Source organism: Rhodanobacter sp. UC4452_H20, from assembly GCF_052978205.1.
Genome location: NZ_CM129662.1, coordinates 2,122,031 through 2,141,406, shown reverse-complemented (window position 1 = coordinate 2,141,406; position 19,376 = coordinate 2,122,031). Strand labels below are relative to the sequence as shown.

Below are 19,376 nucleotides of genomic sequence, written 5' to 3'. Positions count from 1 at the left end.
AGCAATCGGATTACGGCGACCGGGGACCGTCGAACTTGCTGCCGAGCTGATCCATCACCCGGAGCATGCCGTCGCGCCAGTCTGGCAGCGGCGAGGCAAACCGCCGCTGAAAATCGGTGTTGTCCAGCAACGACCACGCCGGACGCACCGCCGGCGTCGGGTAGTCGGTGGTGGCGATCGCCACTACGCGCGGCGGATTTGGAAGCAGCCCGCGTACTCGCGCTGCGTCGAAGATTGCACTGGCGAAACCGTGCCATGTCGTCGCGCCGCTGGCGACCAGATGATGCGTGCCGATGAGCGATTCACGTGCCGCGTGATCCGACGTCATCCAGCGATCCAGCGCGGCGAGCGTGCCGTCGACGATCAGCCCGGTATCGGTCGGTGCGCCGTGCTGGTCGGCAACCACGCGCAGCTCGTCGCGCTCGGCTCCGAGGCGCAGCATGGTGCGCAGGAAATTGTGCCCGTGCGCCGCGTAGACCCACGCGGTGCGGAAGATGAAATGGTCGGCACCGCTTTCCTGCAACGCCCGTTCGCCCGCCAGCTTGCTGCGGCCGTAGGCGCCGAGCGGGCCGGCGGGCGCGTCGACGGCGTAGGGTTGCGACTGGTGGCCGTCGAACACGTAGTCGGTGGAGTAGTGGATCACCAGCGCACCATGCGCTGCCGCCCAGCTGCCGAGCACGCCGACCGCCTCGCCGTTGACGCGAGTGGCCAGCGCTTCTTCCTGTTCGGCACGATCCACCGCGGTATAGGCCGCGGCGTTGACGATGACGTCAGGGCGCAGGCGGTCGAGCACGGCGGGGAGCGATGCGGGGTCCGACAGGTCGGCGATCTTGCCGAGGCCGCCGGTCGTCAACACGCCATCACGGCATGCCGCGGCCAGCTCGCCGCGCGCGGCCAAACCGCCTTGATCGAGGAACGTACGGCCCAACTGGCCGTTGGCGCCGAGCAGCAGAATCTTCATGACACGTAGACTGGCAACCGCTCCGGCGGCACATCGGCAAGCAGCGGCGTCTTGCCGTCCTTGTCCGACAGCAAGGGCGCGCTGACCGGCCAGTCGATGGCCAGCGCCGCATCGTTCCAGCGGATGCCGGCGTCGGCCTTCGGGTCGTACAGCGCGGTGCACTGATAGGTGAATGTGGCGAAGTCGGAGACCACGCAGAAGCCGTGCGCGAAACCTTCCGGTATCCAGAAGTGGCGGTGGTTGTCGGCGGTGAGCATCACGCCGACCGATTGTCCGAACGTGGGCGAGCCGCGGCGGATGTCCACCGCCACGTCGTAGACCTCGCCCTCGAGCACACTGACCAGCTTGCCCTGCGGATTCGGCCACTGGTAGTGCAGGCCGCGCAGCACGCCGCGGGCCGAGCGCGAGACGTTGGATTGCACGAAGCGGTGGTCGACGCCGGCCGCGCGGTACTTCGCTTCGTTGTAGCTTTCGTAGAAGAAGCCGCGGGCATCGCCGAATACCTGTGGTTCGAGTACCAGCGCACCGGGTAGTGCCGTTTCAATGACCTTCATCGCGCCAAGCCCTGTTGTGTCAGCTGTTGCAGGTACTGTCCATAGCCGGTCTTGGCCAGCGGTGCGGCCAGCGCCAGCAACTGCTCGGCGTCTATCCAGCCGTTGAGGTAGGCGATCTCTTCCGGGCAGCACACTTTGAGACCCTGCCGGTTCTCGATCGTCTCGATGTAGTTGCCCGCCTCCATCAGCGACTCGTGCGTACCGGTGTCCAGCCACGCGAAGCCGCGGCCGAGTTGCTCCAGATGCAGCGAACTATCGTCGAGGTAGCAGCGATTGAGGTCGGTGATCTCCAGCTCGCCGCGCGGCGAAGGTTTCAGTGCCGCGGCGTAATCACAGACGCGCTTATCGTAGAAATACAGGCCGGTAACCGCGTAGTGCGACTTCGGCGCAGTCGGCTTCTCCTCCAAACCGACGACCTTGCCGGTGGCGTCGAACTCGGCCACGCCGTACCGCTCCGGGTCCTTCACCCAATAGCCGAATACGGTGGCGCCACGCTCGCGTGCAGCGGCGCGCTTGAGCCGATCGGTGAAGCCGTGGCCGTAGAAGATATTGTCTCCAAGCACCAGGCAGCTCGGCTTGCCGTCGATGAAGTCCCGGCCGATGGTGAACGCCTGCGCCAGGCCGTCGGGCGAGGGCTGTACCGCATACTGGATGTCAATGCCCCACTGCGAGCCATCGCCGAGCAGACGCCGGAACATGTCCTGCTCGTGCGGCGTGTTGATGATCAGCACTTCGCGAATGCCGGCCAGCATCAGGGTGGCTAGCGGGTAGTAGATCATCGGCTTGTCGTACACCGGCAGCAGCTGCTTGCTCACCGCGCGGGTGATCGGGTGCAGCCGGGTGCCGGAACCGCCGGCGAGAATGATGCCTTTCTGCGTTGTGCTCATGCGCCAAGTCGCTCCATGCGGTAGCTGCCGTCGAGTACGCGCTGTACCCATGGCTGATGCGAGAGATACCAGTCGACCGTCTGCGCGATGCCGCTTTCGAAGGTCTGCGAGGGCCTCCAGCCCAGCTCGGTCTGCAGCTTGCTGGAATCGATCGCGTAGCGGCGGTCGTGGCCGGGGCGATCCTTGACGAAGGTAATCAGGGACTCGCGCGCACGACCGTCGGCCAGTGGCCGGCGTGCGTCGAGCAGGGCGCAGATCGTCTTCACCACGGTGATGTTCTCGCGTTCGGCATTGCCGCCCACGTTGTAGGTTTCGCCCACCCGACCGGCTTCCAGCACACGGCGGATCGCACTGCAGTGGTCGCCCACGAACAGCCAATCGCGGATGTTCAAGCCGTCGCCGTAGACCGGCAGCGATTCGCCGGCCAGCGCCTTTGCGATCACCAGCGGGATCAGCTTTTCCGGGAATTGGTACGGCCCGTAATTGTTCGAGCAGTTGGTGGTGAGCACCGGCAGGCCGTAGGTATGGTGGAACGCACGCACCAGGTGGTCGGAGGCGGCCTTCGACGCGGAGTACGGTGAATTCGGTGCGTACGGCGTGGTCTCGGTGAACTTGCCCTCGGCCCCGAGCGAGCCGTAGACCTCGTCGGTCGACACGTGCAGGAAGCGAAAGGCCTCGCGGGCGGCGCCTTCGAGGCTGCGCCAGTAATCGCGCGCGCATTCCAGCAGTCCCAGCGTGCCGACCACGTTGGTCTGCACGAACTCGGCCGGGCCGTCGATGGAGCGGTCCACGTGCGACTCGGCGGCGAAGTTCACGATGGCGGCGGGCTTGTGCTCGTTCAGCAGCCGCGCCACCAAGGTACGGTCGCCGATGTCGCCGTGTGCGAAAACGTGACGCGCATCACCTTGCAGCGAGGCCAGCGTGTCGAGGTTGCCGGCGTAGGTGAGCTTGTCCAGGTTGACCACGTGCAGGTCGTCGGCCACGGCCTGCAGCACGAAATTCGCACCGATGAAACCGGCACCGCCGGTGACCAGAATGGTCTTCATGAGTCACTCATTCCTTGGGTGAGTAAACCTCTATTGTGTCACGCCGGCTGCTTCAGCCGGCAATTCGCGTAGCGACTGGCTGGCCACGCAGCAGTCAACGTTAAGGCAAAGCACGGCTGCACGGGTACAATACGCGATCCCTCACGCGGCGCCGGTCTTCACCGATGTCGCCCTGCCTGCGATGCCTGCCATGCCCAAGAAGACGCCTGCCACCCACCACGGACTCGGAACGCGTGCGATCCACGCCGGCCAGCATCCCGACCCCAGCACCGGCGCCATCATGACGCCGATCTACGCCACCTCGACCTACGTGCAGGAGAGTCCGGGCAAGCACAAGGGCTACGAGTATTCGCGCACGCAGAATCCGACGCGAATGGCCTACGAACGCTGCGTGGCTGACCTGGAAGGCGGCGTGGCCGGCTTCGCGTTCGCCTCAGGCTTGGCGGCGGCGGCGACCGTGCTGGACCTGCTCGACTCGGGCAGCCACGTGATCGCGATGGACGACCTCTACGGCGGCACCTATCGCCTGTTCGAGCGGGTACGCCGGCGTTCGGCCGGATTGGACTTCAGCTTCGTCGACCTGAACGACACGGGGGCGCTGAAAGCGGCCCTGAAGCCGAACACGCGGATGATCTGGGCCGAAACCCCGACCAACCCAATGCTGAAGCTGGTCGACCTGGCCAAGGTCGCCGTGTTCGCGAAGAAGCACGGCCTGATCCTGATGGTGGACAACACCTTCTGCTCGCCGATGGTGCAGCGGCCGCTGGAATACGGCGCCGACCTGGTGCTGCATTCGGCCACCAAGTACATCAACGGCCATTCCGACATGGTCGGCGGCATCGTCGTCGCCAACAGCAAGGAACTGGCTCAACAGATGGGCTTCCTGCAGAACTCGGTGGGCGCGGTGGCCGGCCCGTTCGACGCCTTCCTCGCCATGCGTGGCCTGAAGACCTTGCACCTGCGCATGCGCCAGCACTGCGCCAGCGCACTGGAGTTGGCCACCTGGTTGCAGAAGCACCCGGCCGTCGAGCGGGTGATCTACCCCGGCCTGAAAAGTCACCCGCAACACGCGCTGGCCAAGCGCCAAATGCATGGCTTCGGCGGCATCGTGACCATCGAGGTGAAGGGCGGCCTGAAGAAGGCCCGCCGCATGCTCGAACGCTGCGAACTGTTCGCGCTGGCCGAGTCACTCGGCGGCGTTGAAAGTCTGATCGAGCACCCGGCCATCATGACCCATGCCTCGGTACCGGTTGCCAACCGCAAGCGGCTTGGCATCAGCGACGGCTTGGTGCGGTTGTCGGTGGGGGTGGAGGATCTGGATGACCTGCGAAACGAATTACAGACGGCGCTTGATTGATTCGAATCCCTCTTAGGTTGCTCAAGCAACATCGCAGCCGGGGAAAGACCAATGACTGTTCAGATGTCAAGATTCTGCAACAGCTGCGGACTTGTCAGCATCAAAAGAAAGAAACTGTCGGAAATTTTATGAATGTGGCCTATCGCCTGGCAGACCCCTCCTCGCCGTACCGCGCACTGTCAAGGCATTTCTCCCTGATAGTGCAGATCGCGCGACGCGATGTGGCGAAGCGCTACAGGGGGTCATTTGCCGGCCTGTTCTGGACGTTCTTCAATCCGATGCTGATGCTCGTCATCTACACGTTCGTTTTTGGCGTGATCTTCAACGGGCGTTGGAACGATCGTGTCACTGGCCATTTCCAGTATGCCATCGTGCTTTTCGCCGGCTTGAACATAAATGCGGTCTTCTCGGAGTGCGCCAACCGGGCGACCACGCTCATCGAGGAAAACGCGAACTACGTCAAGCGGGTATTGTTTCCACTCGAGGCGTTGTCCTGGAGCACGCTCGGTGCCGCCCTATTCCACCTGATTGTTTCGACAGTGGCACTGCTGACTCTCTCCTTGATCATCAATCAGCACATACCATGGACGGTGGTGTTTTTCCCCGTGGTGGTCACTTGTTTTCTACCCTTCATGGCTGGTGCCATCTGGCTTCTGGCATCATTGGCTGTCTATCTCAGGGATATCAGGCAGGTCGTCAGCCTGATCACGGTTGCGTTGATGTTTCTCGCTCCGATCCTGTACCCGAAGGAAATGATTCCAGAGAATTACCGCTACCTGCTGTACCTCAATCCTCTGACGGTCATCGCCGAAGCTTCACAAGACGTTCTGCTTTGGGGAAAGCCGCCGGTGTGGTCTCATCTGGCCGCGTATACGTTGGTGTCCAGCATTTTTGCCTGGGGATCATTCGCCTGGTTCGAACAGACGAAAAAGGGGTTCGCGGATGTCCTCTAAACCAGTTCGAATCCGGGTTGACGGGTTGGCCAAGCGTTACGAAATGTATTCGCAGCCTTCCGATCGGCTCAAGCAGATGATTTTCCCCAGGCTGCATCGTATGGCCCGGCGCACGCCGAAGGCCTACTTCAATGAGTTCTGGGCCCTGCGTGGCGTGAGTTTCGATGTGTTTCACGGCGAGACAGTGGGAATCGTTGGTCGCAATGGATCGGGCAAGTCGACCCTGCTGCAGATGATATGCGGCACGATCAGGCCGACGCTCGGTAATTTGATGATTGATGGACGTATATCCGCGCTGCTCGAATTGGGTGCAGGGTTCAATCCGGAATTCACTGGCAGAGAGAACGTCCTGCTGAGTGGTCTCGTGTACGGAATTTCCGAAGCCGAGATTCGCGCCAAGTATGACGAGATACTCGATTTTTCGGGCATCGGCCAGTTCATCGATCAGCCCGTAAAGACATATTCAAGCGGCATGTACGTGCGATTGGCCTTTGCTGTTGCGATCAGCGTCTCTCCGGACATTCTCGTCGTCGATGAGGCCTTGGCGGTGGGTGATGAGGCATTTCAGCGAAAATGCCTTGCCCGCATCGAAGCGATTCGGGATGCCGGCGCAACGGTACTGTTCGTATCCCATTCGGCGGGCACGGTCGTCGAGCTCTGCGACCGCGCCATCTTGCTGGACAAGGGCGAAATGTTGATGCAGGGCACGCCGAAAGACGTGGTTACCACCTATCAGAAATTGCTTTACGCCCCGGCAGATCGGGCGGAGCAGGTTCGGCAGGAGATCATTTCCACTTATCGGAGTGGCTCCGCTGTGTCCGCGCTCCCTGTGAACGGTTGCCAGCATCTTGGGTCAGATAACGTGGGGCTCTCGGTTGATCGTCCCATCCCCGACAGTGATCCCGCCTATTGGGAGGAGGGGATGCTGTCGAGCAGCACGGTGGAGTATGAGAGGCGGGGTGCGTGCATTGAAAACCCCCATGTCGAAACCCTGGATGGGCGCAAGGTAAATGTCCTGACGCCCGGTCGCACGTATGTCTATACGTACAAGGTTGCTCTCGATCAGACACTGGCCCGCATTCGGTGCGGCATGATGATTCGGTCCATGACCGGGGTGGAGATTGGCGGCGCAGCCACTTCCACGCCGTCATCGGCCGTTCCCCTGCTCAGAGCCGGTGAGAATATCGTCGTCCGCTTCGCTTTTCGGTGCCTGTTGCATCCCGGCGTGTACTTTCTGAATGCGGGAGTTCTGGCTTCTATCGGGGAAGGCGAGGAATACGTGGATCGTCGCATCGACGCGGTGATGTTCCGTGTCATGCCGTCTCTGACGCGGCTGGCGACGGGGTTCGTCGACTTGCTTGACGATGGGCCACAGATGGAAGTCGTCTGATGAACACTTCGCCGTCAACCGCAATCCTGATCGTCGGCATGCACCGAAGCGGGACGTCCGCCTTAGCCGGGCTCGTCGGCAAGCTCGGGGTGCCCTTGGGCGACCATATGCTGGAGCCCGGCAGCGACAACCCCAAGGGGTACTGGGAACACCGGGAAGTTGTCTCGGTGCATGAGCGCCTGTTGGCGGGTCTTGGGTCGCGATGGGACGACGTTCGTGCGTTTCCGGAAAATTGGCAGGAACGAGAGGTGGCCCGGGAAGCCGCCCTTGCCATCAGTGACATCATTTCCTCAGACTTTTCCGAATGCCCGATGTGGGCGGTCAAAGATCCGCGGCTTTGCCGAGTGCTGCCCTTGTGGTTCGAAGTGTTGCAAAAGAGGTATGTCCGGCCGGTCGTGTTGTTCATGGTGCGCAGGCCACGTGAGGTGTCGGCCTCCATTGAGGCCCGCAATCACTGGCAGCCGCTGGTTGGAAAGTTGCTATGGCTGCGTTACATGACGGAAGCCATCACGGCAAGTTCGGCATTGCCGCGTGAAGTTCTCTTGTATGACGACCTGCTGGATGATCCGCTTGCTACGGTGTTGGGTGCGCTCGCCAAACTCGGGATCGACGTGGGGGAATGGGCTTCGGCACGACAACGTGAAGCCATCGCCGGTTTTGTCGATGTTTCCGACCGGCATCACGTCAGCCTTGGTCCCGAGGAACCAGCTACAAAAATCGATGCGATTGCAGAAAGCCTCTATGAATCGTTGGTTGCCGTTGCCCACGGCGACAATGACTGGAAGAAGGTCGAGAAGGTCGTATTGGATTTTGATAGGGAGTGGAGTCAAAGCGGAGCTTGTACCGATGCGGTGGCCGATATGGCAGCTCGAATCGAATTGAGACTTCGAGCGGCAGAAACTGAGAATGTGCGGCTCAGTTCCGCGCTGACCGCGCAGATTCGCTGGTCGGAAGATGCGCAAGAGAGGTTTGAATTACTGCAAGCGCAAACAGCCGAGCTGTCATCGAAGCTGACTGCCCAGATTCGATGGTCGGACGAAGCTCAAGCGGAGCGTGAGTCGTTGCAAGTCGAGCATGCTGAGCTGTATTCAACTTCGAGCATGCAATCTCGGATCATTGAAGAGAGTCAGGCGAAGTGCGAGGCTTTGATCCAGGAGAATGCTGAGCTCTCATCGAAACTGACCGCGCAAGTTCGCTGGTCGGAAGATGCGCGGGCGAGATTAGAATCGTTGCAAGCAGAGGCTGTCGAGACTTTGTCGAAGCTGACGGCGCAAGTGCGCTGGTCAGAAGAAGCGCGGGCGCGGCAAGAGATGCTGCAGCTGGAGAAGGCGGAACTGTCGTCGAAGTTGGATACGCAGGTTCGCCGCGTCGAAGAGGTCCAGGCGAAATGCGATGCGCTGCTGGTCAGGTGTGCGGAGCTTTCGTCCGAGTTGATCGCGAAAGCCCGTCAATCTGACGAGGCCCAGGTGCGGCACGACGCCCTAGTGGCCCAGCACGCAGATCTGGCAGCGCGGCAACTTCGCTATGAAGAAAAATGCGGACGACTGGAGCGCGATCTGGAAAGAGCGCAACAGAGTATTCGTGGTCTGTCCCTACATTTGGCGAGATCGGAAGCCGAAGCAACGCAAACCCGTACGGAGCTGACGTCGGCACTGGATGATGCGATCCATGAACGCAGCCGGATTTCGGATGAGCTCGAACGGGCGCGTACCGCGGGGGTGGCGTTGGCTACGGAGCTCCGGAACGTCTATGCTTCCACATCGTGGAGAATGACGAAGCCGTGGCGGTCAGTGACCGGATACATCAAACTCAAGACTGGGCCGGCCAGTAGTTCAACAAGGAAATTACCGTGATCTTCTTTACTTCGATATGCGCAAACTATCTGCCCAAGGCGATGACGCTGGCAGAATCGGTCAAGCGGCACTGCGCCGATGCGAAATTCGTGCTTTGCCTCGTCGAACGCGACGTATCGGAAGTCGCTGCTTCGTACGAGCATTTCGACGAGGTCGTGCTTGCCAAGAATGCGGGATGGGTCAATTTTGACCGCTTCATGTTCAGGCACGCCATCGTGGAAGCTTCCACAGCGGTCAAGGCACAGTTCATGTTGAACCTTCTCGAGCGTTTTCCCGCCGAGTCGAAGTTTGTGTATCTGGACCCCGATGTGCTCGTCTACAGCGAACTCGTAGAACTCGAGCAATTGCTGGACCACCAGTCAGTCGTGCTGTGTCCTCACTTGCTGCGTCCGGGCAACATCGACATGGAAATAAGTTCACTTGCACACGGTTGCTATAACCTCGGGTTTCTCGGTATTTCGAGGGCACCTAATTCGCACGCATTCCTGGCCTGGTGGGCCGAACGCCTTTTTCAGTTTTGTTATGACGATATCAATAGAGGCATTTTTACCGATCAACGCTGGATCGATCTTGCTCCGTGTTTCTTTGATGTTTCGGTGCTGAAGCATCATGGCTACGACTTTGCTACCTGGTCCCTGCTGAACAGCGATCTTCGCCAGGAAGGAGAGGTGTATCAAGTCAACGGCGATCCGCTGCGCTTTATCCATTTTTCCGGCTTGGACTCCGGCACTATCGATAAAGCCATCGGTTGGTGGTTGACGGACAACAATCGCGAAACGTTTGTGAAGTTGTATAACGAATACAAGCAGCTACTCATAGAGCACGGACAGGAAACGCTCGGCAAATTGCCGTGGACGTACGCGAATTACTCGGACGGCCGCAAGATCAGCAATGAGGCGCGAGTTGCCTACCGCGCCCGGGAATTGTGGGATGCTATCCCTTCGCCTTTCGGCTCTTCGGATCGGAATATCCTCTCGCTGGCGAACCCGGCTGGAACCGAAGTAGCTCAGGCGCAGCAGCCCGCCGGGGCGGACCCGGCGTCGCCTCCGAGTGTGCTCGATCGGGTGACGGCTTCGGTGCGGGCTGTCGGCGTCGGGCCGACCATGCTGAAAGCAATCAGGAAAGTGACACGAGCGAAAGCATCGAAGTGAGTTGTACGATGGCAAGGAACAAGGGGCCAAGGATGTGAATAAGGTTTCGGTGGTCATTCCCTGTTACAACGCAGGAAAATATCTGGATGAGGCGGTCAGGTCGGCTTTGGCACAGACTTGGCAGAATCTTGAGGTGGTCATCGTAGATGACGGGTCGACGGATCCGTCAACTTTGGATCTTCTCAAGAAGGTGCCGTGGCCGCGTACGCGCATTTTCCATCAGCAGAATGCGGGTCCGGCAGCCGCGAGGAATCACGCGGTACGCGAAGCGTACGGATGTTACATCCTGCCGTTGGATGCTGACGATAGGATTGAGCCAACCTATATTGAGAAGGCGGTTGCTGTCCTCGAAGATCGGCCGGATGTGGGTTGCGTCTATTGCAAGGCGAGGAAGTTCGGGGCTGAGCGAGGGCCGTGGAACTTGCCTCCCTATACTTTGCGCGAATTGGTCATCGATAATGTCATTTTTGTGACGTCGCTGTATAGAAAGGCGGATTGGGAGAGCGTCGGTGGCTACAACGAGAAGCTGCGTCATGGAGTGGAGGACTATGACTTCTGGGTAAAGATCGTTCATCTCGGCCGCGATGTTGTGCAGCTTGACGATTATCTGTTCAATTACCGGATACAGGAAAGTTCAAGAACCATTTCATTCCAGGATCACAGGGCGAAGGTGGTTGAAACCTACGCGGAGATTTTTCGCTCCAATATAGATTTTTACGCCGCCCATGCTGACATGCTGTTCGAGCACAGATTTGGACTGTATGATGAATTGCAATACTGGCGTTCGCGGTACCACGCTGTGGATGCCTTTTTGACGCGTCACCCAAGGATGTCGCGATTTCTCTGTATTATCAGGAAAGTACTATCTAAATACCGCCACCGTAAAAAAGATAAGTAGAGATGTGCAAGGCGCGCAATCCCTCTACCCGCAGTGGCCACAACGATATGACAAGAGGATACAAGGCATGAAGAGGAAAGTGTTGATCGCACCTATGTTAGTAGTGATGGTCGCATTGGTGGGATGCGGGCAGTCGGCCGGTGACCAAGCACCTGGAGCGAACGCTACCGCGAAAAGCGAGAGCACTTCCCCCGTGGAGGAGGCGACGGAGTCTTTGTCGGGGAATGCCATCCAGCCGATGAGCGCCCAAGCCTTGGCCGAACTAAAGCCGGGAACGGCCCCTTGTTCGTTTGACTCCGTCGATGGAAATTATTCCAAAACCGAAGCGAAGCTCAATCGGTCCAGTTCCCACACTTTTCGAGGGTGGGCGTTGGCCGAAAACATGCACGTAGTGAAGGACGTCAAATTCGTACTGAAGGGCACCGAGAATTTCTCAGCCGTAGCGAACCTTGGCACCGAGCGACCGGATGTCGCCAGCTATCTGAAAGATGCGAATCTAAGCTCGTCGGGGTTCAACTTTTCCACGACGCTGGAATCCGTGCCCGCGGGCGTGTATGAGGTACTTTTGGTAACGCAGTCTGGGGACGTTCCCTATGCTTGCGAAACCAAGAAGAGTGTGACGGTTTTTTAGCGTGGCTTTATTATGCCCGCAGGTAAATGCCGACGTCTTTGCATCTGGCTTAGCGAAACCCAACTGAGCTCGCACTCGCTTGCCCCTCCGCCTCAGTTGATATTGCATGTCACGCCCGGACAGAACCTGTGCTCGAACTCTATTGCTAGGTCATGTCACCGCAATTTTAGGTGTGGCGGCCGATGACCTGTCGGTGGCTTGGCAAACACTATCGGCTGTTAGCGAGTAATTGGGCCATCATTTGATTGTGAAGCCATGATGGGCGCTATGTGGTGGGTATCGCAAATCAAATCTGACCCGCGCGGCTCCGTGGCACCTAGGCGTGGTGAATTCCGGGCATTGCATGACCGTTCGGACATCCTGCTTCGGCTCAATTCCAAGCCGTCATCGCTAAATATCACGCCAAAATAGCCAGTCGTGCGCAGGAGAACGTCGAATGACAAGTCATGCATCGAGCCGAAATTATTTTATATTCTTCCTTCTGATCGCGGCTTTTGCCTTGTCTTTGCATTCGCCTGGGGAGATTTCTATAGACTCGGGTAGGCAGCTCCACGAAGCAGCAGTCGGGCGCTCGCTAAGTTGGAATCCACCGTTCATGTCAGCTTGGCTCCGTTTTCTTGGCGGAGGAGTGGTAGCTAGCTCGCTCTTTATAGCCATTAACTCCTTGGTGACGTATTGCGGTTTTGCCGCGATTCTTAGCTGTTTGACTTTCGAGAAGAAGCTTTCGCCTTGGCGAGCGATTGTTGGTGTGATTTTTTTTGTTAATCCGATATTTTTCTACTATGTCGGAATAGTGTGGAAGGACGTGCTAATCGGTACCGCTCTTGTTGCGCTGGTGGCCCTGATGATTTCCGCGACCCAGCGCTCAGATAAATGGCGCTATGGTTTCCTTGCGCTTTCGATCCTACTTGCATCAGTGCTTCCGCTGATGAGGCAGCAAGGCATCCTCATCGCGCCAGTTTTTGCCGTTATCGGCTCCTATCTCTTCGTTCGTGATATTCATCCAAAGCAGCTAATTCGGGCGTTACTTTTTGGAGTTCTTCTGATTTCCAGCTTTGGAGTCTACAAGGTTGTCCAGCTGTGGACGACGAGCACAATATCCGGATCAGGTAACAGAGATGTTTCGCAGGGACTCTCCCTGATCATGGCGTACGACATTGCTGGTGTCCTGGCGGACATTCCCGAGGGAGAGGTGCAGCAGTTCCCCCTTCCTGAACTGGTCTCCAGTCATTTTAGGACTAGCTACAGTGCGCAGCGCGTAGATATGATGATGGCCGACCCTGTTGTGTCTCAATATTTGAACTCCGTGACGGCAAAGGATCTCCGCGAGGTTTGGATACGCGCGTTGAAATCGCATCCGGGAGCTTATCTTCGTCATAAGGCGGATGCTTTTTCGTGGTTGCTCGGCATACACGACGTAGAGTTGTGTGTGCCGATATACGTGGGCAAGTACACCCTGCCAGATGATGCGGCTGCGTCCGGCGGACAGGAGTCATACGATGATAGGGCGAGACTGCTTAAACATGGTGAGCGAATTTTGCGAGACACGACAGTGTTCCGAAACTGGTTCTATGTGCTTCTTCTTGTAATATCTTCTGTCGTTGTAATTTTTTGGGCTCAGGGAGTCGGCAAGTTGGTAGGGCTTGGTATTTCGTGCTCTGCTTGGATCTACCTTTTGACCTTTGTCCCTACCTCCATTGCTTGTGATGTTCGATATCTCTATCCAGTGGTGGTACTGAGTACGATCGGCTTTGCAGTTGTTATTCTGAATTACGGCTTGATCAACAACGCGATGAATGTGCGGCTGACAAAAGATAGTGTTGAATGAAGTGCACTGTTATGCACGCAGCTCTGCCTTGTATTAGATTCGAGAGTGCGCGGCGAATGGGCTTGAGCGCGGTGGCGATTGCCACCGCGCTGGCCGGTTCGACCTTAACTTGTTGATGCCCGTTCTGGCTGGTTCGGATGTGGTTGTCGACTGGATAGATCGTGAGACCGCTTCTGTCTTCTGCCTGACTGTTACTGGTATCTCTGACTTCCGCGTTCGGTCTGCGGGGGTGGTCCTTGACATGGTATATCCGGGCCACCGACTGGCATACTCGAAGTTGTACTTGGGGATTTCCGCAGGACGCGAGACTCCCCCACAGCCGGTTCCAATGTCCCGCCGCACGAAGAACGACGCATGACCGGCGTCACAGTAATCGCGCCACAATGCCTATTGCAAAGAAAGCCAGTTGGACTATGAGCATCGCACGCCAAGGTATGTATTTCTTCATTGTAGGTTGCTGTCTCATCGTGCTCGATTGGGCAGTCTTCGTTGCGTTGACGACGATTGACGTGCTGCCCGTTACGGCCAATGTCGCAGGACGCGTTGCCGGTGCGCTGGTAGGTTTCTGGGCAAACGGCACTGTTACGTTTTCTACGCCCGGGTCTCCTCGCTTGGGGCAGCGTCGATTGGTGCGCTATTTGGTTGTGTGGGTGGCGCTCACGTTGCTCAGCACGGGGGTGGTTGCCGGACTAGCTGAACAGCTCAATCTGAAGATCGCGTGGTTGGCCAAGCCGGCGGTCGAGGCAGGAATGGCAGTCTTGAGCTTCTTTCTTTCTCGCCACTGGGTCTATCGCTGACATGAGTCAAATATCCGAACCACGTATCGCAGTGGTCATCCCCTGCTATCGCGTCGCCGCCAACGTGCTGGCGGTTATTGAGCGCATCGGGCCAGAAGTGGGCTGGATCATTGCGGTGGATGACGCATGCCCCGAACACAGTGGCGATGTTATCGAGGGAGGCTGCCATGATCCCCGGGTAACCGTGCTTAGACATGCTGATAACCAGGGAGTTGGTGGTGCCGTGATGACGGGTTACCTCGCGGCGCGTGGGTTGCCGGCCGAGGTGGTGGTGAAGCTGGACGGCGATGGACAAATGGACCCAGATCTCATCCCGGCGCTGGTCGTCCCGTTGTTGCGCGGTCGTGCAGATTACGCGAAAGGCAATAGATTCTATCGGTTGTCAAATGTGGCTGGGATGCCGGCGATCCGGCTCTTTGGCAACGCGATGTTGTCATTCCTGACCAAGTTGTCCTCAGGTTATTGGCAGTTGTTTGATCCCACCAATGGTTTCACGGCGATCCACCGCACCTTGCTACATGAGCTGGATCTGGATCGTATTGCCAAGCGGTATTTCTTCGAGTCAGACTTGCTCTACCATCTCAACCAGCTTCGTGCAGTGGTGGTGGATATGCCGATGAAGGCAATCTATTCAGATGAAACCTCCAGCCTGCAGCCGATGAGGATGATTGGGCCATTCTTGCGTGGCAATCTGCGCAATTTTGGCCGTCGACTCCTCTACAGCTATTTTCTGCGCGGCTTCTCTGCAGCCACCTTGGAATTATTGCTTGGTATCCCGCTGTTCCTGTTTGGCGTGGTCTTCGGCGTATTCCATTGGTGGCATTCAGTCGCCGACAATGTTGCGTCGACCGCTGGGACCGTCATGCTTGCTGCGCTACCGATGATCATCGGGGTACAGCTGTTTTTGTCGTGGTTGAGCTTCGACGTCGCGGCGGAGCCCCGTCAGCCCGTGCACCCGATGCTGAAGGAAACCACGTTGTCAATTAATGCAGGGCCCCTTCGAGCTCCGGAATGATCTTGAACAGATCACCGACGAGTCCGAAATCCGCCACCTCGAAGATCGGCGCCTCGCCATCCTTGTTGATCGCCACGATGGTGCCGGCGTCCTTGATGCCGGTGAGGTGCTGGATGGCGCCGGAGATGCCGATGGCCATGTACAGCTCGGGGGCGATGATCTTGCCGGTCTGGCCGACCTGCATTTCGTTGGGGCAGTAGCCTGCATCGACGGCGGCACGCGAGGCGCCCACGGCGGCGCCGATCCTGTCGGCGAACTTGTAGATGATGTCGAAGTTTTCCTTCGAGCCCACGCCGCGGCCACCGGACACGACCTTGCGGGCGCTCTGCAGGTCGGGGCGGTCGCTCTTGCCCTGCTGCAGTTCGACGAAGCGGGTGTGGGTGGGCAGCGCGGTGTCGACGGTGATGGCCTCGACCGGCGCACTGTTGCTGGCGCTGACAGCGGCGGACCACGACGCGGTGCGGATGGTGGCGACCACGGTGTGTGCCGGGTCGGCTTCGACCGTGATGATCGCGTTGCCCGCGTAGATCGGCCGCTTGAAGGTGTGCGGGGCTTCCACGCTCATCACATCGCTGACCTGGGCCACGCCGAGCAGGGCGGCCACGCGCGGCGCGAGATCCTTGCCGAAGGTGGTGGAGGGCACGAACACGTGACTGTAGCCGGCGGCGGCCTTGGCGATCTGCGGCGCCAGCACGGCGGCCAGCGGGTGTGCGTTCTCGGCGCGGGCGACGGTGAGTACGCGGCTGACGCCGTCAATCTTCGCCGCCTCGGCGGCGATCGCGTCGACGCTGTCGGCCAGTACCAGCACGTCGATCGCTTCGCCTTTCACCGCAGCGGCGGCGCTTACGGCGCGCGCGGTGGAGGAGTTGAGTTTGCCGCCGAGGTGTTCGGCGATGACGAGGATCTTGCTCATGTGTGTCTCCGAAGCTCTTTTGTAGGAGCCCGCTTGCGGGCGATGCTTCTGCTCTGCGTCTCGAAAGAAGGGGCATCGCCCGCAAGCGGGCTCCTACCGTTCTTGTAGGGCGGGCAATGCCCGCCGGATTTTCGTCTTTGCGGCGCGATGGCGGGCGGTGCCCGCCCTACGCGTCACAGCAGTCCTTTCTGCTTCAGCGCGGCGACCAGCTCGGCCGCGTCCTTCACCATCACGCCCTTGCTGCGCTTGGCCGGCGCGGCGTAGCGCGTGGTCTTCAGGTGGTCGTTCGCTTCCACGCCGAGCGAGCCGAACTCGATCGTGTCGATCGGCTTGGACTTCGCCTTCATGATGTCGGGCAGCTTGATGAAGCGCGGCTCGTTGAGGCGCAGGTCGGTGGTGATCACCGCGGGCAACTCGGCCTCGATCACTTCCAGGCCCGCATCGACCTCGCGGGTCACCGTGGCCTTGCCGGCGCCGCCGTTATCCAGCGTGATCTCCACCTTGCTGGCGAAGGTGGCCTGCGGGCGATCCCACAGCGCGGCGAGCATCTGGCCGGTCTGGTTGGCGTCGTCGTCGATCGCCTGCTTGCCCAGGATCACCAGCCCCGGCTGCTCCTTCTCGATCAGCTTGAGGAACACGCGCGCGGCGGTCAGCGGCTGCACGGCGTCGCCGGTGACCACGTGGATGGCGCGGTTCGCGCCCATCGCCAGGCCGTTGCGCAGGTGCGCGGTGAGATCGGCCGGGCCGATGCCGACCACGATGACTTCCTCGGCCACGCCTTTCTCGCGCAGGCGCAGCGCCTCTTCCAGCGCGATGTCGTCGAACGGGTTGGCGGACAACTTGACGCCGTCGGTGACCACGCCGCTGCCGTCGGGTTTGACCTGGATGCGCACGTTGTAATCCACGACGCGCTTGTAGCCCACCAGAATTTTCATCAGCTGTTCCTTTGAATTGCAGGGCGCCGAGACGCCGGGCGCGATGGATCAGTCCCGCATTCTAACCTGTCCGGGCTATCCATGCGGCAGCGTACGGAATGGGCGGGTTATGCCTTGCTCCGTGAACCACGCAGCCCGCCCGTGGAGCCGGGCGAGGCTCATGAAAGATCGCGGCGCATCGACACTATAGAATGCATGTATCCCCGGGCTGTGGGCCTGCCGGCAATGAAGGTGCTCGCAACGCGGCATCGCTTTCGCTGTCCGCCTGGCTTTCCGCGCCAACGAGCGACCATGACGCGATTGCGACTTTCCATCGTGCTTTGCACCTACAACGGCGCCGTCTATCTGCAGCCGCAGTTGGACAGCCTGTTGGCACAGACGCGCCTGCCCGACGAGATCGTGATCGGCGACGACGGTTCGACCGATACCAGCGTGGCCATGCTGCAGGCATTTGCGGCGCGGGCGCGGGATGCCGGCATCGAGGTGCAGCTATTGTGCCACCGGGAGAACCTGGGTTACGTCGACAATTTCTCGGCGGGACTGCGTGCGGCGCAGGGCGATGTGCTGTTCCTGTGCGACCAGGACGATGTGTGGCGGGCCGACAAGCTGGCGCTGATGGCCGAGCGGTTCGAGCAGGATTCGTCCTTGCTGTTGCTGCATGGCGATGCGCGGCTGGTGGATGCCGGGGGTCGTTCATTGGGGTGTTCGCTGTTCGACGTGCTGCAGATGACGCCGCAGGAACAGACGACCATCCACGATGGGCGCGCGTTCGACGTGATTCTACGCCGCAGTTTCGTGACTGGTGCGACGGCGGCATTGCGGCAAGAGCTGGTGGTAAGGGCATTGCCGGTGGCTCCCGGCTGGATACATGACGAGTGGCTGGCGGCGGTGGCTGCGGCGATTGGTCGGGTCGATTTTATCGATCTGCCCCTGATCGACTACCGCCAGCATGGCGCCAACCAGATCGGAATGCGCAAGCGCAACCTGGCGATGAAATGGCGGGATCTGCTGCGGCCGCGTGTGCAGCCGCTGGCTGATGAAGCGAAGCGGCTGCGCTTGCTGGAGGACTTCTTCCTGCAGGCGGGGTTTCACGGCAGTCGCGACCGCGCCGCGCAGGTGCGTGACAAGCGAACCCACTTCGAACGGAGGGTGGCGATCGGCCGCTTGCCGCGCTGGCGTCGGTGGTTGCCCGTGCTGCGCGAGGCGCGAGGCGGTTTTTATCGTCGTTACGGCACCGGCATCCGATCGGTGCTGCGGGATCTGCTGCGCCATGACTGATGCGACCGTCGGCGACGTGTGCGCGGTGGTGGTGAGCTACCGCCCTGAACCGGACGCGATGGTGCGACTGGTAGACGCGGTTATGCCGCAGGTCGGTGCGGTGGTTCTGGTCGACAACGCCAGTGATGGGGACTGGAACCAGGTGCTGGGCCGGCGCTTGTCTGCGCAAGGCGGAGCGATGCTGAGCCAGTCGCGCAACCTCGGTCTCGCCGCCGCGCAGAACGTCGGCATCGCGTGGGCGCGCGATCACGGTTTTCGCCACGTCTTGCTGCTGGATCAGGACAGCGAGCCGGCTGAAGGGATGGTGGTCGCGCTGCTGCGCGCGCTGCAGGAGTTGTCGTTGGCCGGACCGGTGGCGGCGGTGGGGCCGCGCTTCCACGACATGCGCGAGCGTCGCGCCGCGCCGTTCGTGCGCATCGGGTTTCCGTTCAATCGCAAGCTGTGGTGCGATGGTTCGACGCCAACCATCGCCTGCGATTTTCTGATCAGCTCGGGCACGCTGATTCCGCTGGCCGTGTTCGACCGGATCGGCGCGATGGATGCGGGCCTGTTCATCGACAATGTCGACCTGGAATGGAGCTTTCGTGCGCGGGCGCGGGGCTACTCGTTGCACGGCGTTTGCGCGTCGACCATGCGCCATCGCCTCGGCGACACCCGCCGCGCCTTGCCGCTCGGGCTGGGCCAGGTGGTGGTGCATGGGCCGCTGCGCCTGTATTACATGATGCGCAACCGGGTGCGGCTGTACCGGATGGCGCACACGCCGCGCGCGTGGGTCGCGCAGGACGTGCCGCGGGTGCTGGTCAAGCTGTTTCTTTTCGGCGTGTTGATCGGACCGCGTCGGCGCAATCTGCATTGCATGCTGCGCGGCTTGGTCGACGGCATGCGCGGTCGTCAAGGCGAAGCACCGGCCGACCTTCCTGGCTGATCCC

Annotated in this window: 18 protein-coding genes; 12 read left to right on the top strand and 6 right to left on the bottom strand. The window is 60.0% G+C overall.

Annotation, left to right across the window (positions count from 1 at the left end; all coding sequences use genetic code 11):
* Positions 1-10: 10 nt before the first annotated feature.
* From rfbD to rfbB, 4 genes are read right to left on the bottom strand one after another with little or no spacing between them, the layout of a single operon-like run.
* Positions 11-961, bottom strand: coding sequence for a dTDP-4-dehydrorhamnose reductase (gene rfbD, locus ACVCMC_RS10125; RefSeq protein WP_447097175.1), 951 nt, complete (start codon positions 959-961; stop codon positions 11-13).
* Positions 958-1,515 (bottom strand): dTDP-4-dehydrorhamnose 3,5-epimerase, encoded by a 558-nt coding sequence (gene rfbC / locus ACVCMC_RS10120; protein WP_447097174.1) that lies wholly within the window; start codon positions 1,513-1,515, stop codon positions 958-960. The genes rfbD and rfbC overlap by 4 nt, the downstream gene beginning before the upstream one ends.
* On the bottom strand, positions 1,512-2,402 hold the full coding sequence (rfbA, locus tag ACVCMC_RS10115) for a glucose-1-phosphate thymidylyltransferase RfbA (protein WP_447097173.1): 891 nt from the start codon (positions 2,400-2,402) through the stop codon (positions 1,512-1,514). Before rfbA ends, rfbC begins: the two co-directional genes overlap by 4 nt.
* Positions 2,399-3,448, bottom strand: a complete 1,050-nt coding sequence (gene rfbB, locus ACVCMC_RS10110) for a dTDP-glucose 4,6-dehydratase (protein ID WP_447097172.1) — start codon at positions 3,446-3,448, stop codon at positions 2,399-2,401. Before rfbB ends, rfbA begins: the two co-directional genes overlap by 4 nt.
* Positions 3,449-3,638: 190 nt before the next feature.
* Here rfbB and ACVCMC_RS10105 point away from each other — a divergent pair, with 190 nt between their 5' ends.
* From ACVCMC_RS10105 to ACVCMC_RS10060, 10 genes are all read left to right on the top strand, one after another.
* Entirely contained in the window at positions 3,639-4,805 is a 1,167-nt protein-coding gene (locus ACVCMC_RS10105) for a trans-sulfuration enzyme family protein (RefSeq protein WP_447097171.1), read from the top strand.
* Between the two features lie 128 nt (positions 4,806-4,933).
* Positions 4,934-5,758, top strand: coding sequence for an ABC transporter permease (locus ACVCMC_RS10100; RefSeq protein ID WP_447097170.1), 825 nt, complete (start codon positions 4,934-4,936; stop codon positions 5,756-5,758).
* Positions 5,759-5,783: 25 nt separating this feature from the next.
* Entirely contained in the window at positions 5,784-7,148 is a 1,365-nt protein-coding gene (locus ACVCMC_RS10095) for an ABC transporter ATP-binding protein (RefSeq protein WP_447097169.1), read from the top strand.
* Positions 7,148-9,001 (top strand): hypothetical protein, encoded by a 1,854-nt coding sequence (locus tag ACVCMC_RS10090; RefSeq protein ID WP_447097168.1) that lies wholly within the window; start codon positions 7,148-7,150, stop codon positions 8,999-9,001. Before ACVCMC_RS10095 ends, ACVCMC_RS10090 begins: the two co-directional genes overlap by 1 nt.
* Entirely contained in the window at positions 8,998-10,152 is a 1,155-nt protein-coding gene (locus tag ACVCMC_RS10085; protein WP_447097167.1) for a hypothetical protein, read from the top strand. Before ACVCMC_RS10090 ends, ACVCMC_RS10085 begins: the two co-directional genes overlap by 4 nt.
* 1 nt (position 10,153) lies before the next feature.
* Complete coding sequence (locus tag ACVCMC_RS10080) at positions 10,154-11,050, top strand: glycosyltransferase family A protein (RefSeq protein WP_447097166.1); 897 nt, start codon at positions 10,154-10,156, stop codon at positions 11,048-11,050.
* 67 nt (positions 11,051-11,117) lie between these two features.
* Positions 11,118-11,681, top strand: a complete 564-nt coding sequence (locus ACVCMC_RS10075) for a hypothetical protein (protein WP_447097165.1) — start codon at positions 11,118-11,120, stop codon at positions 11,679-11,681.
* 436 nt (positions 11,682-12,117) lie between these two features.
* Positions 12,118-13,509 (top strand): hypothetical protein, encoded by a 1,392-nt coding sequence (locus ACVCMC_RS10070; protein ID WP_447097164.1) that lies wholly within the window; start codon positions 12,118-12,120, stop codon positions 13,507-13,509.
* A gap of 413 nt (positions 13,510-13,922) precedes the next feature.
* A complete protein-coding gene (locus tag ACVCMC_RS10065) occupies positions 13,923-14,306 on the top strand; it encodes a GtrA family protein (protein ID WP_447097163.1) in 384 nt (127 codons plus the stop codon).
* Between the two features lies 1 nt (position 14,307).
* On the top strand, positions 14,308-15,321 hold the full coding sequence (locus tag ACVCMC_RS10060) for a glycosyltransferase family 2 protein (protein ID WP_447097162.1): 1,014 nt from the start codon (positions 14,308-14,310) through the stop codon (positions 15,319-15,321).
* Here ACVCMC_RS10060 and ACVCMC_RS10055 read toward each other — a convergent pair.
* Complete coding sequence (locus ACVCMC_RS10055; protein WP_447097161.1) at positions 15,290-16,234, bottom strand: electron transfer flavoprotein subunit alpha/FixB family protein; 945 nt, start codon at positions 16,232-16,234, stop codon at positions 15,290-15,292. The genes ACVCMC_RS10060 and ACVCMC_RS10055 overlap by 32 nt on opposite strands.
* Before the next feature lie 173 nt (positions 16,235-16,407).
* A complete protein-coding gene (locus ACVCMC_RS10050; protein WP_447097160.1) occupies positions 16,408-17,169 on the bottom strand; it encodes an electron transfer flavoprotein subunit beta/FixA family protein in 762 nt (253 codons plus the stop codon).
* Positions 17,170-17,460: 291 nt separating this feature from the next.
* Here ACVCMC_RS10050 and ACVCMC_RS10045 point away from each other — a divergent pair, with 291 nt between their 5' ends.
* On the top strand, positions 17,461-18,447 hold the full coding sequence (locus tag ACVCMC_RS10045) for a glycosyltransferase family 2 protein (RefSeq protein ID WP_447097159.1): 987 nt from the start codon (positions 17,461-17,463) through the stop codon (positions 18,445-18,447).
* Positions 18,440-19,372 (top strand): glycosyltransferase family 2 protein, encoded by a 933-nt coding sequence (locus tag ACVCMC_RS10040; protein ID WP_447097158.1) that lies wholly within the window; start codon positions 18,440-18,442, stop codon positions 19,370-19,372. The genes ACVCMC_RS10045 and ACVCMC_RS10040 overlap by 8 nt, the downstream gene beginning before the upstream one ends.
* The last annotated feature ends 4 nt before the right edge of the window (positions 19,373-19,376 follow it).

What these genes read in the sequence shown, in the direction of transcription:
- ACVCMC_RS10050 (WP_447097160.1), bottom strand. Translation starts at nt 17,169, where the DNA reads ATGAAAATTCTGGTGGGCTACAAGCGCGTCGTGGATTACAACGTGCGC.
- ACVCMC_RS10100 (WP_447097170.1), top strand. Translation starts at nt 4,934, where the DNA reads ATGAATGTGGCCTATCGCCTGGCAGACCCCTCCTCGCCGTACCGCGCA.
- ACVCMC_RS10105 (WP_447097171.1), top strand. Translation starts at nt 3,639, where the DNA reads ATGCCCAAGAAGACGCCTGCCACCCACCACGGACTCGGAACGCGTGCG.
- ACVCMC_RS10045 (WP_447097159.1), top strand. Translation starts at nt 17,461, where the DNA reads ATGACGCGATTGCGACTTTCCATCGTGCTTTGCACCTACAACGGCGCC.
- rfbB (WP_447097172.1), bottom strand. Translation starts at nt 3,448, where the DNA reads ATGAAGACCATTCTGGTCACCGGCGGTGCCGGTTTCATCGGTGCGAAT.
- ACVCMC_RS10060 (WP_447097162.1), top strand. Translation starts at nt 14,308, where the DNA reads ATGAGTCAAATATCCGAACCACGTATCGCAGTGGTCATCCCCTGCTAT.
- rfbA (WP_447097173.1), bottom strand. Translation starts at nt 2,402, where the DNA reads ATGAGCACAACGCAGAAAGGCATCATTCTCGCCGGCGGTTCCGGCACC.
- ACVCMC_RS10055 (WP_447097161.1), bottom strand. Translation starts at nt 16,234, where the DNA reads ATGAGCAAGATCCTCGTCATCGCCGAACACCTCGGCGGCAAACTCAAC.
- ACVCMC_RS10075 (WP_447097165.1), top strand. Translation starts at nt 11,118, where the DNA reads ATGAAGAGGAAAGTGTTGATCGCACCTATGTTAGTAGTGATGGTCGCA.
- ACVCMC_RS10065 (WP_447097163.1), top strand. Translation starts at nt 13,923, where the DNA reads ATGAGCATCGCACGCCAAGGTATGTATTTCTTCATTGTAGGTTGCTGT.
- ACVCMC_RS10090 (WP_447097168.1), top strand. Translation starts at nt 7,148, where the DNA reads ATGAACACTTCGCCGTCAACCGCAATCCTGATCGTCGGCATGCACCGA.
- ACVCMC_RS10070 (WP_447097164.1), top strand. Translation starts at nt 12,118, where the DNA reads ATGACAAGTCATGCATCGAGCCGAAATTATTTTATATTCTTCCTTCTG.
- ACVCMC_RS10040 (WP_447097158.1), top strand. Translation starts at nt 18,440, where the DNA reads ATGACTGATGCGACCGTCGGCGACGTGTGCGCGGTGGTGGTGAGCTAC.
- rfbD (WP_447097175.1), bottom strand. Translation starts at nt 961, where the DNA reads ATGAAGATTCTGCTGCTCGGCGCCAACGGCCAGTTGGGCCGTACGTTC.
- rfbC (WP_447097174.1), bottom strand. Translation starts at nt 1,515, where the DNA reads ATGAAGGTCATTGAAACGGCACTACCCGGTGCGCTGGTACTCGAACCA.